This is a genomic window from Pseudomonas sp. RSB 5.4 (genome assembly GCF_037126175.1).
GTDB lineage: Bacteria > Pseudomonadota > Gammaproteobacteria > Pseudomonadales > Pseudomonadaceae > Aquipseudomonas > Aquipseudomonas fluorescens_H.
In genome coordinates this window covers 835885-849661 of sequence record NZ_CP146986.1, presented here as the reverse complement: position 1 = coordinate 849661, position 13777 = coordinate 835885, and the positions used below count along the sequence as shown (strand labels likewise).

General features: G+C 61.6%; 13 protein-coding genes. 7 read left to right on the top strand and 6 right to left on the bottom strand.

Annotated features, from left to right (window positions below):
• Positions 1 to 58: 58 nt before the first annotated feature.
• Both copC and copD read left to right on the top strand, forming a co-directional pair.
• On the top strand, positions 59 to 421 hold the full coding sequence (copC, locus tag V9L13_RS03700) for a copper homeostasis periplasmic binding protein CopC (protein WP_338801515.1): 363 nt from the start codon (positions 59 to 61) through the stop codon (positions 419 to 421).
• Positions 422 to 424: 3 nt separating this feature from the next.
• Entirely contained in the window at positions 425 to 1282 is an 858-nt protein-coding gene (gene copD / locus V9L13_RS03695) for a copper homeostasis membrane protein CopD (protein ID WP_338801514.1), read from the top strand.
• Positions 1283 to 1399: 117 nt separating this feature from the next.
• Here copD and V9L13_RS03690 read toward each other — a convergent pair whose 3' ends face one another.
• From V9L13_RS03690 to V9L13_RS03670, 5 genes are all read right to left on the bottom strand, one after another.
• A complete protein-coding gene (locus tag V9L13_RS03690) occupies positions 1400 to 2542 on the bottom strand; it encodes an HlyD family secretion protein (protein WP_103484665.1) in 1143 nt (380 codons plus the stop codon).
• Positions 2539 to 4194 carry an MFS transporter gene (locus V9L13_RS03685; protein WP_338801513.1) on the bottom strand — a complete coding sequence of 552 codons (1656 nt, stop codon included), beginning with the start codon at positions 4192 to 4194 and terminating at the stop codon, positions 2539 to 2541. Before V9L13_RS03685 ends, V9L13_RS03690 begins: the two co-directional genes overlap by 4 nt.
• A 180-nt stretch (positions 4195 to 4374) precedes the next feature.
• A complete protein-coding gene (locus V9L13_RS03680; RefSeq protein ID WP_338801512.1) occupies positions 4375 to 5175 on the bottom strand; it encodes a sulfite exporter TauE/SafE family protein in 801 nt (266 codons plus the stop codon).
• A gap of 9 nt (positions 5176 to 5184) precedes the next feature.
• Entirely contained in the window at positions 5185 to 6429 is a 1245-nt protein-coding gene (locus V9L13_RS03675; protein WP_338801511.1) for an FAD/NAD(P)-binding oxidoreductase, read from the bottom strand.
• A 168-nt stretch (positions 6430 to 6597) separates the two neighbouring features.
• Positions 6598 to 6939, bottom strand: a complete 342-nt coding sequence (locus V9L13_RS03670) for a metalloregulator ArsR/SmtB family transcription factor (RefSeq protein ID WP_003224002.1) — start codon at positions 6937 to 6939, stop codon at positions 6598 to 6600.
• 91 nt (positions 6940 to 7030) lie between these two features.
• Between V9L13_RS03670 and V9L13_RS03665 the strand changes: the two genes are divergently transcribed.
• Positions 7031 to 7894 (top strand): MBL fold metallo-hydrolase, encoded by an 864-nt coding sequence (locus V9L13_RS03665; RefSeq protein WP_103484671.1) that lies wholly within the window; start codon positions 7031 to 7033, stop codon positions 7892 to 7894.
• Between the two features lie 105 nt (positions 7895 to 7999).
• Here V9L13_RS03665 and bkdR read toward each other — a convergent pair whose 3' ends face one another.
• Positions 8000 to 8488, bottom strand: a complete 489-nt coding sequence (bkdR, locus tag V9L13_RS03660) for a Bkd operon transcriptional regulator BkdR (protein ID WP_016985245.1) — start codon at positions 8486 to 8488, stop codon at positions 8000 to 8002.
• Between the two features lie 185 nt (positions 8489 to 8673).
• Between bkdR and V9L13_RS03655 the strand changes: the two genes are divergently transcribed.
• From V9L13_RS03655 to lpdA, 4 genes are read left to right on the top strand one after another with little or no spacing between them, the layout of a single operon-like run.
• Complete coding sequence (locus tag V9L13_RS03655) at positions 8674 to 9909, top strand: 3-methyl-2-oxobutanoate dehydrogenase (2-methylpropanoyl-transferring) subunit alpha (RefSeq protein WP_003224001.1); 1236 nt, start codon at positions 8674 to 8676, stop codon at positions 9907 to 9909.
• Between the two features lies 1 nt (position 9910).
• Entirely contained in the window at positions 9911 to 10969 is a 1059-nt protein-coding gene (locus tag V9L13_RS03650; RefSeq protein ID WP_003224000.1) for an alpha-ketoacid dehydrogenase subunit beta, read from the top strand.
• On the top strand, positions 10970 to 12250 hold the full coding sequence (locus V9L13_RS03645; protein ID WP_338801509.1) for a dihydrolipoamide acetyltransferase family protein: 1281 nt from the start codon (positions 10970 to 10972) through the stop codon (positions 12248 to 12250). It begins immediately after the preceding gene.
• A 7-nt stretch (positions 12251 to 12257) separates the two neighbouring features.
• On the top strand, positions 12258 to 13631 hold the full coding sequence (gene lpdA, locus V9L13_RS03640; protein WP_338801508.1) for a dihydrolipoyl dehydrogenase: 1374 nt from the start codon (positions 12258 to 12260) through the stop codon (positions 13629 to 13631).
• The last annotated feature ends 146 nt before the right edge of the window (positions 13632 to 13777 follow it).

Genomic DNA, 13777 nt, shown 5'->3' with positions numbered 1-13777 from the left:
CGCAAGTCTGCGGATGGCTAAACTGAGGCTTCTTTGTCCTGCCTCAGAGGTATCCGCGATGCTGTTCAAGAATGTCCTGACCACCACGGCCCTGCTCGCTTCGCTGTTCGCCGCATCTTCGGTTTTCGCCCACGCCCACCTGAAAAGTGCAACGCCGGCCGCCGACAGCACCGTCGCCGCACCGGCCGATCTGCGCCTGACCTTTTCCGAAGGCGTCGAAGCCAGCTTTACCAAAGTCAGCCTGACCCACGATGGCGCCCCGGTGGCGATCAAAGCGCTGACCACCGAGAACGAAAAGAAAACCCTGATCGTCACTCCCGCCGCACCACTCGGCGCCGGTGCATACAAAGTCGAATGGCACGCGGTGTCGGTCGATACACACAAGAGCGAAGGCGCCTATCAGTTCAAGATCGGCCAGTAATTCATGAGTGAAGCGCTGGTGCTGTGTCGCTTTGTGCATTTCAGCGCGGTATTGATGGTGTTCGGCGCCTGGCTGTTCCGGCCGCTGCTGCTCAAGGCGCCCGTGCCGACACTGGATCGGCATCTGGCGCAACTGGCGCGCTGGCTGACGGCGATTGCGCTGCTCAGCGGTGTCACCTGGGCGCTGTTGATCACCGCAAGCATGGCCGGCTCGGCGGCGGCCGCGTTCGAGCCGGACACCATTGAAGTAGTGCTCGGCAATACCTTTTTCGGGCAGGTCTGGCGCTGGCATCTGCTGATCAACGCGCTGTTGCTGGCGTTGTTATTTACACCTTGGCGATCGAGCGTGCCGTTGCGCCTGGGCTTGAGCGGATTGTTGCTGGCGACGCTGGCACCGGTCGGTCACGGTGCGATGCTCGATGGTCTGAGCGGGCAACTGCTGATTCTCAACCAGATCGTTCATCTGACGTGTGTGGCCGCATGGCTCGGCGGGTTGTTGTTGCTGGTGTTGATCCTGCGTCAACCTGGCGAAGCGATGAGCCGGATCCTGCAACGCTTCAGCGGTGTCGGTTACGCGATCGTTGGGGGTCTGCTGATCACCGGGCTGATCAACGTGCGCGTGCTGACTGGCCAATGGTGGCCGACGCCGTTGTTTGCAGGGTTTGCGTTGATTCTGCTGATCAAGGCGTTGCTGGTGGCAGGCATGCTCGCCCTGGCGCTGTTCAACCGCTTGCGGATTGATGATTGCGAACAGCGGATGGGCGCGCTCAAGCGCAGTGTGGTGCTGGAGTGGTTGTTGGGGATCGGTGCGGTTGCCGCCGTGTCGCTACTCGGCACCCTGCCGCCGATGATTGCTGGATAAACCCGATCCTCTTGTGGGAGCGGGCTTGCTCGCGAAGGCGGCGCGTCAGATACGGAAATATCAACTGACACACCGCCTTCGCGAGCAAGCCCGCTCCCACATTTTGATCTGTGGAGGTCAATGCGGTTGTGTGTCGCCCGCTGCAGTATCGATGCTGACCACCACCGACATCCCCGGTCGCAGGCGTTCCTCTTCCTGCTGGCCCTCATCAATGGTGATCCGCACCGGCACTCGCTGGGCGATTTTCACGAAGTTGCCGGTGGCATTGTCTGCCTGCAACAACGCGAATTCAGAGCCGGTTGCCGGTGAGATGTGCTGCACATGGCCAGTGAATCTGCGGTGGTTCAGTGCATCGACGGTGAAGCGCACCGGCTGCCCGACCCGCACGTTGTCCATCTGGGTTTCCTTCATGTTGGCGATCACCCATTTCTGGTTCGGCACCAACGCCATCAGTTGCGCCCCGGAGTTGACGTAAGCGCCCAGGCGCACGCCAATCTGTCCGAGCTGGCCGTCACGCGGGGCGACGATGCGGGTGTTCGACAAATCGATCCGCGCCAGTTGCACCGCCGCTTCAGCGCTGGCAACTGCTGCTTCCAGCGAGCCGCGATTGACGATCACCGTTTGCAGGTCCTGACGGGCGATTTCCAGATTGGCCTTGGCCTGCGCCACCGCCGCAATGCCCTGCGCGTTGGCCGCCAGGGCCACGTCCATTTCGCGCTTGGACACCGAACCGTCGCTCACCAGCTCCTTGTTACGACGCAGATCCGCCTCGCTTTTGCGCAACTGCGCTTCACTGTCGGCCACCACCGCCTGACGCAGCTTGATCGTCGCTTCGGCGCTGTTGCGTTGCTGCACCACATTGGCCAGCGAGGCCTTCTGCACTGCCAGTTGCGCCAGTGCCTGGTCGAGGTGCTGCTGATAAATCCGGTCGTCCAGGCGCACCAGCAAATCGCCGGCCTTCACGTACTGGAAGTCCTGCACCGGCACTTCAAACACGTAACCGCTGAGTTGCGGGCCGATGATCGTCACTTGGCCGCGCACCAAAGCGTTTTCGGTGGTCTCGACCGCGCTGCTGAACGGCGGCAACTGCCAGGCGTACAGCACGATCAGCACGCCGACGATGGCAATCGCGGCAAAGCCCAGCGACGAGATGACCCGCACCCGCAACGAGCGTGGCTCGGTGTTCGGCGAGGACGGCGGCGCCACGCCTTCCGGGGTGGCAGCGATGGCATTGGTAGTTGTGGTGGTCGGTTCGGTCATGAATTGGAGGCACCGCTAGGAGGTACGGAAGGCGCTGGGTCGACGGCTTTGGTGGTGCTCATCAGCCACAGCGCACGAATGGACAGCCAGATCATGGTCAGCACCGCAATCACGGCGATCAGCATGAACACATCGTTATAGGCCAGTACATTGGCTTCGCGGGTCGCCGCGTTGGACAGACTACGAATCCCGGCCAGATTGCGCAGGCTCGGGTCGGCCAGCAAGGAGCCATAGGCCGAACCGCCGCTCTGCACGCGGGCAGCCACCAGCGGATCGGACAACGTCAGGTGCTCGACCAGATGACTGGAGTGGAATTTCTCGCGCACGATCTGGAACGTGCCCAACAACGCCGCGCCGAGCAAGCCGCCGAGGTTGTTGCAGATCCCGAACAACACCGAAAAACTCACCAAATTGCGCGGGTTGGTCAGCACGTTGCGCGTGCCGAAAACCATGGTCGGGCCAAGGAAAAACGTGCTGCCTAAGGCCAGCAGGAACTGACTGAAATACAGGTTCGCCGGGCGGGTCAGGTTATTGGAAAAACTGTCCATCACCGAACCGGTCGCCATCAGCGCCAGCGAGATGATCAGCGGCATCAGCAGGTGCTTGGGATCGATGGTCAGCGCGCTGGTCGCCAGCCCGGCAACGCTGCCAATCAGCATCACCACGTACAGGCTGTGCAACTGCTCATAACCCATGTTGAGGTTCTGCATGAAACCGACGGCGCCGGTGGACTGCTCCGAGGTCACCATGCGAATCAGGGTCACCGCCAGCGCCAGGCGGATCATCGTGCCACTGCCGAGCCAACGGGTCATCAGCATCGGGTTGCTGCGATTGTGCTCGATCGCCAGGCCCGCGAGGATCAGGGCAATCGAGGCCGCCAGCGCATAACCGATCCAGTTGGCCTCCAGCCACCAATCGATCCGCCCCAGCGACAACACCGCGCAAAGCAGTGCCACGCCGCTGGCGAGAATCGCGAAGGTGAGAAAATCCAGCGGTTCGAAGGTCTTGAAGCGGTCACCGGGCGGCAACTTGAGCAACAGCACGCAGCCCAGCGACAGCAAAGCCATGCCCAATTCGAACAGGTACAAGCCGCGCCATTCGGCAATCTGCAGCAAGTCCTCGGAGAACAGGCGCGCCAGCGGCAAGGCCAGTTGTGAGGCGCCGAGCCCGAGCACCAAGGCCTTCAGCCGCCACTTGGCCGGAAACGCCTGGACCATGTAATACAGACCCAGCGAACTCAGTGCCGCACCGACCATGCCGTGCGCCGCACGCACCGCGATGGCCGAGCTCAGGTCGTTGACGAACAGGTGGCCGAAGGTCACCAGCGCATACAGCACCAGAAACACTTCGGTGAATGCACGCAGGCCGAACTGCTGACGAAACTTCACCAGCAGCAGGTTCATCGACACGTTGGTCATCACGTAGGCGGCCGGCAGCCAGGCCATCTCCGCCGTAGTCGCACCCAGCGCGCCTTGCAGGTAAGGCAGGTTGGCGACCACCAGTGAGTTGCCCAAACCACCGGTCACCGCCACCAGCAACCCGACCAGCGCATAGGCCAGGCGCTTGGGGTTGGAGTGCAACGGCGTCGAGGGGGAACCGGGCAGACTGGGCTTCTCGTGTGGCTGCCAGTTGCGCGGGGCGTATCGATCCATTGAAAGGCCTTGTTTGGGGATGTCTGAGTTTGCCGCAATCAACGACAAAACACACATCCCCTGTAGGAGTGAGCCTGCTCGCGATAGCGCAGTGTCAGTCAGCATCAATGTTGAATACTAAACCGCTATCGCGAGCAGGCTCACTCCCACAGGGTCAAATGTCGGGCCGGGAGTTTTGTATCAGGCGCGCAGCATCATGTAAGCCGCGACCACCAGGCACACACTGGCAAAGCCCACCTGCAATGTCCGCGCCGGAACCCGGGCGCAGAGTTTGCGGCCGATGATCATGCCGACAATGCTGGCGATGATGAACGCCACGCCAAGGCTGTCGATGCGCACTCCGGCATGGAAGGAGCCGATCACGCCAATGGCGGAAATCAGGCTGATCACCATCAACGACGTCGCAACGATGCCGCGCATCTGCACGTCGGTCAGTTGCTTGAACGCCGGGACGATCAGGAAGCCACCGCCGACGCCGAGCAGTCCCGACACCACGCCCGTGACCGCGCCCAATGCCGCCAGTGTCGCGGTGCATTTGGCGGTCCAGTCGAAACGCCCGGTCTCTTCATTCAGCATGCAGTTTTTCTGGCCCCAGCTCGCGTGGCCGTGATCGCTCGGTCCTTCGTGCTGACGCTCACGGCGCAGCATGCGCCAAGCGACCATGACCATCAGCAGGCTGAAGAGGATCATCAGAATCTTCTCAGGCAACTGGTGCGCGAAATAAATCCCCACCGGCGAAAAAACCGCACCGAGCGCCGCAATCAGCAGCGCTGCGCGATAGCGCACCAGCCCATGGCGCAAGCCATCAATCGCCCCGACCGCCGCCGCACTGCCGACCGCAAACAACGCGACCGGCGCCGCTTGCGTCATCGTCCAGCCAAGGCCCAGCACCAGCGCCGGCACCGCGAGAATCCCGCCGCCCGCCCCGGTGAGCCCGAGAATCAACCCCATCAACACGCCAAACAGACTTGCCAGCAACATAGGATTTACTCAGTCAACCTTGGACAGACCGGTCAGCCACTCGCGGCCCTTGAGCATGCCGTTCCAGTAGAACCACGGCAGCAGCGTCGCCTTGAGAAACCACGCCGAGCGGCGCGGCACGGTCGCGTCGAGCGCGAAGGTCGGCAGCAACTTCCCGCCGTAGCCGAACTCGGCGAGGATCACCTTGCCCTTCTCCACCGTCAGCGGGCAGGAACCGTAGCCGTCGTACTTCAGCGGCATAGGCTTTTGCTTGCGCAGCGCCAAAAGGTTTTCCGCGACCACCACAACCTGCTTGCGCACGGCCGCCGCGGTTTTCGCATTGCTGGTGCCGCAGATGTCGCCAATGGCGAACACTTCCGGGTAACGCAGGTGCTGCAGGCTGTGCGGGTTCACTTCGCACCAGCCGCCAGCGTCGGCCAACGGGCTCTGAGCGATGAAATCCGGCGAGACCTGCGGCGGCACGACATGCAGCAGATCGAAGCTTTTCGCCTGTGTGGTGACGTTGCCGTCAGCGTCCTTGATCTCGAACCACGCGGTTTTCGCCGGGCCGTCGACCTTGACCAGGTTGGCGTTGAAGGCCAGTTGCGCGTTGTACTTTTCGATGTACTTCATCAGTGGCGGCACGAAGGTCGCGACACCGAACAGCGCAGCGCCGGCCAGGTTGAATTCGACGTCAATGTTGTTCAGCACGCCGGTTTTGCGCCAGTGATCGCACGACAGGTACAACGCCTTCTGCGGTGCCCCGGCGCATTTGATCGGCATCGCCGGCTGAGTGAACAGCGCCTTGCCGCCGCGCAGTTTCTGCACCTGATCCCAGGTGTACTGCGAATGCTGATAGCTGTAATTGGAGGTCACACCATGCTGGCCGAGGCTTTCCTGCAAGCCTTCGATCTTCTCCCAGGCCAGACGCAAGCCGGGACAGACGATCAGGTTCTGGTAGCTGACGCGGCGTTGATCGTTGAGGGTGAGTTGACGTGTGTCGGGATCAATGGCGGTGACTGCCGCTTGAATCCAGGTGGCCTGACGCGGCATCACCTGGCCCATCGGTCGCGCGGTGTCCTTGACGTCATAGGCGCCACCGCCGACCAGCGTCCACGCCGGTTGGTAGTAATGCTGGGCGCTTGGCTCGATCACGGTGATTTTCAGAGTGGGATCACGCTTGAGCAGACTGGCGACGAAGCCGATGCCGGCGGTGCCGCCGCCGATGACCACGATATCTGCACTGATGGATGGGCCCCAGTGTTGATCATTCATTGCTTGTTCCTTATTGCTGCACGCAAGGATTTCTTGGCCTTCACATAAAACCAATGTGGGAGCGGGCTTGCTCGCGAAAACGGTAGATCATTCAACATTAATGTCGACTGATACGACGCCTTCGCGAGCAAGCCCGCTCCCACAGGGGATGGAGGTGTTAGCTGACATTTATGGATGACCCCAGCTCTTGAGCACCGCCCCGCAATACAGCCCGGAGAGGGTTTTCATCACCTGAATCACTTCAGGACTGGCCAGACCGTAAAAGATGTACTTGCCTTCGCGACGAGTCGCCACCAGGCCTTCATCGCGCAGGATGCCCAGTTGCTGGGACAGCGTCGGCTGGCGCACGCCGGTCATTTTTTCCAGCTCGCCGACGTTGCGCTCGCCCTGAGTCAACTGGCACAGGATCAACAGCCGATCCTCATTGGCCAACGCCTTGAGCAGCGCACAGGCCTTGGAGGCGGAGGCCCGCAATTGGGCGACTTCACATTCGGTCAGACTGGATTGCATTTGCACGATGCCTTCAACGTCACTTAAGCTGCGAACATTATGTTTTTAGATAAAGTGTTGCAACCCATTTCCCTTGTTCAGGTTCGTGTCCATGCCCGCGCAGATTGAAGCTTTCCTCGACCCCGCCTCCTCGACCTACAGCTATGTGGTCTATGAAGCCGATGGCGGGCAGTGTGCAATCGTCGATCCGGTACTCGATTACGACGGCGCCGCCGGGCGCACCTGCACGGTGCAGGCCGACAAAATCATCGCTTTCGTCCGTGAACACCGCTTGCAGGTGCAATGGCTGCTGGAAACCCACGCCCACGCCGATCACCTGTCCGCCGCGCCGTACCTGCGCCGCGAACTCGGCGGCAGGATCGCGATCGGCCAGTCGATCAGCAAAGTGCAGAACGTGTTCAAGGCGCTGTTCAATCTGGAACCGGAATTTTGCGTCGACGGCTCGCAGTTCGATCACCTGTTCGCGCCGAACGAGTCGTTCATGATCGGCAACCTCAAGGCCACTGCCCTGCACGTCCCCGGCCACACCCCGGCGGACATGGCCTACCTGATCGATGGCGAGCAGATTCTGGTCGGCGACACGCTGTTCATGCCTGACGTCGGCACCGCCCGCTGCGACTTCCCCGGCGGCAACGCGCATCAACTGTTCAACTCGATCCACAAACTGCTGGCCTTCCCCGCCAGCGTCAAACTCTACGTCTGCCACGACTACCCGCCCGAAGGCCGCGCCGCGCAATGCCAGACCACCGTCGGCGAGCAGCGCAGGAGCAATATTCATGTGCATGACGGAATCGATGAGGCGGCGTTTGTCGAGATGCGTACCAAACGCGATGCCGGGCTAGGCATGCCGACACTGTTGCTGCCGGCGATTCAGGTGAATGTACGGGCGGGGAATTTTCCGGCGGCCGAGGATAACGGTGTGGTTTATCTGAAGGTGCCGATCAACAAGCTTTAAAGCAAAAGATCGCAGCCTTCGGCAGCTCCAGGGAGAACGCGTTTCCCATCAAAACTGGAATGCGTTCACCTGTAGGAGCTGCCGCAGGCTGCGATCTTTTGATCTTCAAGACCCCAAGGTCAACCCATTCGCCGGCAACGGCAGTGCCGTCTTGTAACGCACCTGCTTCAAGGCAAAACTCGACCGGATGTTCGCCACCCCCGGCACCTTGGTCAGAAAGTCCATCATGAAGCGTTCCAGCGACTGAATGGTCGGCACCAGCACCCGGATCAGATAGTCCGGGTCGCCGGCCATCAGGTAGCACTCCATCACCTCGGGGCGGTCAGAGATCGCCTCTTCGAAATGCTGCAACGCTTCCTCGACCTGTTTCTCCAGGCTCACATGAATGAACACGTTCACGTGCAGGCCCAGCAGATCGGCATCCAGCAGCGTCACCTGCTCGCGAATCAGGCCTAATTCTTCCATCGCCTTGACCCGGTTGAAACACGGTGTCGGCGACAGGTTCACCGAGCGCGCGAGGTCGGCGTTGGTGATGCGCGCGTTCTCCTGAAGGCTGTTGAGAATGCCGATGTCGGTACGGTCCAGTTTGCGCATGAGACAAAACCACCTGTTTTTTATGTTTATGCAGAATTTCTATCTGCAAATCGTCTCCAGCGCAACGAAACAGAGAGAAATATTCTTCTTGGCCGGGCCTATGATTGTTGTAGGACAAGATTTCTTTCACCCAAGAATGATTGCCAGCTCACTACAAGAAATTCACAAGATCGAGCGTAGAAGCCATGACCCAAGCGTATGAACCGCTGCGTCTGCACGTCCCTGAACCCTCGGGCCGCCCAGGCTGCAAAACCGACTTCTCCTACCTGCATCTGACCGATGCCGGCACGGTGCGCAAACCTTCCATTGATGTAGAACCCGCCGACACCGCCGACCTGGCGCGTGGGCTGATTCGTGTGCTCGACGATCAGGGCAACGCCCTCGGCCCCTGGGCTGAAAACGTGCCGGTCGAGATCCTGCGCAAGGGCATGCGCGCCATGCTCAAGACGCGGATTTACGACAACCGCATGGTGGTCGCCCAGCGGCAGAAAAAAATGTCGTTCTACATGCAGAGCCTCGGCGAGGAAGCCATCGGCAGCGCCCAGGCCCTGGCCTTGAACATCGACGACATGTGCTTCCCGACCTACCGTCAGCAAAGCATTCTGATGGCCCGCGAAGTGCCGCTGGTCGACCTGATCTGCCAACTGCTGTCCAACGAGCGTGATCCGCTCAAGGGCCGGCAGTTGCCGATCATGTACTCGGTCAAGGACGCCGGTTTCTTCACCATCTCCGGCAACCTCGCGACCCAATTCATTCAGGCCGTCGGCTGGGGCATGGCCTCGGCGATCAAGGGCGACACGAAAATCGCCTCGGCGTGGATCGGTGACGGCGCCACCGCCGAATCGGACTTCCACACCGCCCTCACCTTCGCTCACGTTTACCGCGCGCCGGTGATCCTCAACGTGGTCAACAACCAGTGGGCGATCTCGACCTTCCAGGCCATCGCCGGGGGTGAAGCCACCACTTTCGCCGGACGCGGCGTCGGTTGCGGCATCGCCTCGCTGCGGGTCGATGGCAACGACTTCTACGCGGTCTACGCCGCTTCCGCCTGGGCTGCCGAGCGCGCCCGGCGCAACCTCGGCCCGACCATGATCGAATGGGTCACCTACCGCGCCGGCCCGCACTCGACCTCCGACGATCCGTCGAAATACCGTCCTGCCGATGACTGGAGCCACTTCCCGCTGGGCGACCCGATTGCCCGCCTGAAACAGCACCTGATCAAGGTCGGCCACTGGTCGGAAGAAGAGCATGCCGCCGTCAGCGCTGAGCTCGAAGCCGAAGTGATTGCCGCGCAGAAACAGGCCGAACAGTACGGCACCCTCGCCGGTGGGCAGATTCCAAGCGCCGCAACCATGTTCGAAGACGTCTACAAAGAGATGCCGGAGCACTTGAAGCGCCAGCGTCAGCAGTTGGGGATCTGACATGAACGATCACAACAACAATATTCAGTTGGAAACCGCCATGACCACGACCACCATGACCATGATCCAGGCCCTGCGCTCGGCCATGGATGTGATGCTTGAGCGTGACGACAATGTGGTGGTGTTCGGTCAGGACGTCGGCTACTTCGGCGGCGTGTTCCGTTGCACCGAAGGCCTGCAGACCAAGTACGGCACCTCGCGGGTGTTCGACGCGCCAATCTCCGAAAGCGGCATCGTCGGTGTTGCCGTGGGCATGGGCGCTTACGGCCTGCGGCCGGTGGCCGAGATTCAGTTCGCCGACTACGTCTACCCGGCTTCCGACCAGATCATCTCCGAAGCGGCGCGTCTGCGTTATCGCTCGGCCGGCGAGTTCACCGCGCCGATGACCCTGCGCATGCCCTGTGGCGGCGGGATCTACGGTGGCCAGACCCACAGCCAGAGCATCGAGGCGATGTTCACTCAGGTCTGCGGTCTGCGCACCGTCATGCCATCCAATCCGTATGACGCCAAAGGCCTGCTGATCGCCTCCATCGAAAACGATGACCCGGTGATCTTCCTCGAGCCGAAACGCCTGTACAACGGCCCGTTCGACGGCCACCACGACCGTCCGGTAACCCCGTGGTCGAAACACCCGCAAGCCCAGGTGCCGGATGGCTACTACACCGTGCCGCTGGACGTTGCCGCGATCACCCGTCCGGGCAAGGACGTGACCGTGCTGACCTACGGCACCACCGTCTACGTCTCGCAAGTCGCCGCTGAAGAATCCGGTGTTGACGCCGAAGTCATCGACCTGCGCAGTTTGTGGCCGCTGGACCTGGAAACCATCGTCAAGTCGGTGAAGAAAACCGGTCGCTGCGTGGTGGTCCACGAAGCCACCCGCACCTGCGGTTTCGGCGCCGAACTGGTGTCGCTGGTGCAAGAGCATTGCTTCCATCACCTGGAAGCGCCGATCGAGCGCGTCACCGGTTGGGACACCCCCTACCCGCACGCGCAAGAGTGGGCGTATTTCCCAGGGCCGTCCCGAGTGGGCGCGGCGTTGAAACGGGTCATGGAGGTCTGAATGGGCACGCACGTTATCAAGATGCCGGACATCGGCGAAGGCATCGCAGAAGTAGAACTGTCGCAGTGGCACGTCAAGGTTGGCGATCTGGTGGTTGAAGACCAGGTGCTGGCGGACGTGATGACCGACAAGGCAATGGTCGACATTCCGTCGCCGGTACACGGCAAGGTGATTGCCCTCGGCGGTCAGCCGGGTGAAGTGATGGCGGTCGGCAGTGTGCTGATCAGCATTGAGGTTGAAGGCGCCGGCAACTTGAAAGAGTCCGCCGCGCCAGCACCGGTTGCCGCGAAAGAGGCACCTGCTGCGCCGAAAGTTGAAACATTTGCCGAGAGCAAACCTGCGGCCGCTGCCGCACCGCGTCCGGCTCCGGCTTGCCAGGGCCCGATGGTAGCCCGTAAAGCCGATGAACGTCCGCTGGCCTCGCCGGCCGTGCGCAAGCATGCGCTGGACCTGGGCATTCAGTTGCGTCTGGTGCGCGGTTCCGGCCCGGCCGGTCGTGTGCTGCACGAAGACCTCGAGGCTTATCTGGCGCAGGGTCAATCCAACGCTTCGGCACCCGCAGCCGCCGCATACGCTCAGCGTCACGATGAAGAACAGATTCAAGTGATCGGCATGCGCCGCAAGATCGCCCAGCGCATGCAGGACGCCACCCAGCGCGCCGCACACTTCAGCTACGTCGAGGAAATCGACGTCACCGCGATTGAAGAACTGCGCGCGCACCTCAATGAAAAACACGGCGCCAGCCGTGGCAAGTTGACCCTGCTGCCGTTCCTCGTCCGCGCATTGGTCGTGGCCCTGCGCGACTTCCCGCAGATGAACGCCCGCTATGACGACGAAGCCCAGGTCATCACCCGCCTCGGCGCAGTGCATGTCGGTGTCGCCACGCAAAGCGATGTGGGCCTGATGGTACCGGTGGTGCGTCACGCCGAGGCGCGCAGCCTGTGGGACAGCGCCGCGGAAATCTCGCGTCTGGCCAATGCCGCACGCAATGGCAAGGCCAACCGCGACGAATTGTCCGGCTCGACCATCACCCTCACCAGCCTCGGTGCGTTGGGCGGCATCGTCAGCACCCCGGTGCTGAACCTGCCGGAAGTGGCGATCGTCGGCGTGAACAAAATCGTCGAACGGCCAATGGTCGTCAAAGGCCAGGTGGTGATCCGCAAGATGATGAACCTCTCCAGCTCCTTCGATCACCGCGTGGTCGACGGCATGGACGCGGCGCTCTTCATCCAGGCCATCCGTGGCTTGATCGAACATCCTGCCACTTTGTTTGTGGAGTAAGGCTCGCATGCAATCTCTGAACACTACGCTGCTGATCATCGGCGGCGGCCCCGGCGGTTACGTCACGGCGATTCGCGCCGGGCAACTGGGCATTTCGACGATTCTGGTCGAAGGCCAATCGCTGGGCGGCACTTGCCTGAACATCGGCTGCATTCCATCGAAAGCGTTGATTCACGTGGCCGAGCAGTTCCACCAGACCCGCAATCACAGCGAGCATTCGGCGCTGGGCATCAGCGTCTCGGCACCAACCATCGACATCAGCAAGAGCGTCGAGTGGAAGGACGGCATCGTTGATCGCCTGACCACCGGCGTCGCCGCGTTGCTGAAAAAGAACAAGGTTCAGGTCATCCATGGCTGGGCCAAGGTGGTTGACGGCAAAACCGTCGAGGTCGGCGACACGCGCATCCAGTGCGAGCATCTGGTGCTGGCCACTGGTTCGACCAGCGTCAACCTGCCGATCCTGCCGATCGGCGGGCCGATCATCTCCTCCACCGAAGCACTGGCGCCGAAGTCCGTGCCGAAACGCCTGGTGGTGGTGGGCGGCGGTTATATCGGTCTGGAGCTGGGCATTGCTTACCGCAAGCTCGGCGCCGAGGTCAGTGTGGTCGAGGCGCAGGATCGTATCCTGCCGGCCTACGACGCCGAACTGACCCAGCCAGTACACGAAGCACTGAAGCAACTGGGCGTGAAGCTCTATCTCAAGCACAGCGTGCTGGGTTTCGACGGCACCTTGCAGGTGCGTGAGCCGAACGGCGACACCCTCAATCTGGAAACCGATCAGGTGCTGGTGGCGGTGGGTCGCAAGCCGAACACTCAAGGCTGGAACCTCGAAGCGCTGAACCTGGACATGAACGGCTCGGCGATCAAGATCGACAGCCGCTGCCAGACCAGCATGCGCAACGTCTACGCCATCGGCGACCTGAGCGGCGAACCGATGCTCGCGCACCGCGCCATGGCTCAGGGCGAAATGGTCGCCGAGCTGATCAGCGGCAAGCACCGCGAATTCAACCCGACCGCCATCGCCGCCGTGTGCTTCACCGACCCGGAACTGGTGGTGGTCGGCCAGACCCCGGACGAGGCCAAGGCTGCCGGACTGGACTGCATCGTCTCGAGCTTCCCGTTCGCCGCCAATGGCCGGGCGATGACCCTCGAATCGAAAAGCGGCTTCGTGCGCGTGGTCGCGCGTCGCGACAATCATGTGATTGTCGGCTGGCAGGCGGTCGGGGTTGGCGTATCGGAGTTGTCGACCGCGTTCGCGCAAAGCCTGGAAATGGGCGCGCGCCTGGAAGACATCGGCGGCACCATTCATGCGCATCCGACCTTGGGTGAAGCGGTGCAGGAAGCAGCGCTGCGTGCTTTGGGGCATGCGTTGCACCTGTGATGGATGGTGGCAGTGATGGCCTCTTCGCGAGCAAGCCCGCTCCCACAATGGGAATGCATTTCAAAATGTGGGAGCGGGCTTGCTCGCGAATTCTTGAGGCCGACACGATTTATCTGCCTGTCATCCGATAGTCCGGGCTGCGAAAC

What these genes read in the sequence shown, in the direction of transcription:
- copC (WP_338801515.1), top strand. Translation starts at nt 59, where the DNA reads ATGCTGTTCAAGAATGTCCTGACCACCACGGCCCTGCTCGCTTCGCTG.
- copD (WP_338801514.1), top strand. Translation starts at nt 425, where the DNA reads ATGAGTGAAGCGCTGGTGCTGTGTCGCTTTGTGCATTTCAGCGCGGTA.
- V9L13_RS03690 (WP_103484665.1), bottom strand. Translation starts at nt 2,542, where the DNA reads ATGACCGAACCGACCACCACAACTACCAATGCCATCGCTGCCACCCCG.
- V9L13_RS03685 (WP_338801513.1), bottom strand. Translation starts at nt 4,194, where the DNA reads ATGGATCGATACGCCCCGCGCAACTGGCAGCCACACGAGAAGCCCAGT.
- V9L13_RS03680 (WP_338801512.1), bottom strand. Translation starts at nt 5,175, where the DNA reads ATGTTGCTGGCAAGTCTGTTTGGCGTGTTGATGGGGTTGATTCTCGGG.
- V9L13_RS03675 (WP_338801511.1), bottom strand. Translation starts at nt 6,429, where the DNA reads ATGAATGATCAACACTGGGGCCCATCCATCAGTGCAGATATCGTGGTC.
- V9L13_RS03670 (WP_003224002.1), bottom strand. Translation starts at nt 6,939, where the DNA reads ATGCAATCCAGTCTGACCGAATGTGAAGTCGCCCAATTGCGGGCCTCC.
- V9L13_RS03665 (WP_103484671.1), top strand. Translation starts at nt 7,031, where the DNA reads ATGCCCGCGCAGATTGAAGCTTTCCTCGACCCCGCCTCCTCGACCTAC.
- bkdR (WP_016985245.1), bottom strand. Translation starts at nt 8,488, where the DNA reads ATGCGCAAACTGGACCGTACCGACATCGGCATTCTCAACAGCCTTCAG.
- V9L13_RS03655 (WP_003224001.1), top strand. Translation starts at nt 8,674, where the DNA reads ATGACCCAAGCGTATGAACCGCTGCGTCTGCACGTCCCTGAACCCTCG.
- V9L13_RS03650 (WP_003224000.1), top strand. Translation starts at nt 9,911, where the DNA reads ATGAACGATCACAACAACAATATTCAGTTGGAAACCGCCATGACCACG.
- V9L13_RS03645 (WP_338801509.1), top strand. Translation starts at nt 10,970, where the DNA reads ATGGGCACGCACGTTATCAAGATGCCGGACATCGGCGAAGGCATCGCA.
- lpdA (WP_338801508.1), top strand. Translation starts at nt 12,258, where the DNA reads ATGCAATCTCTGAACACTACGCTGCTGATCATCGGCGGCGGCCCCGGC.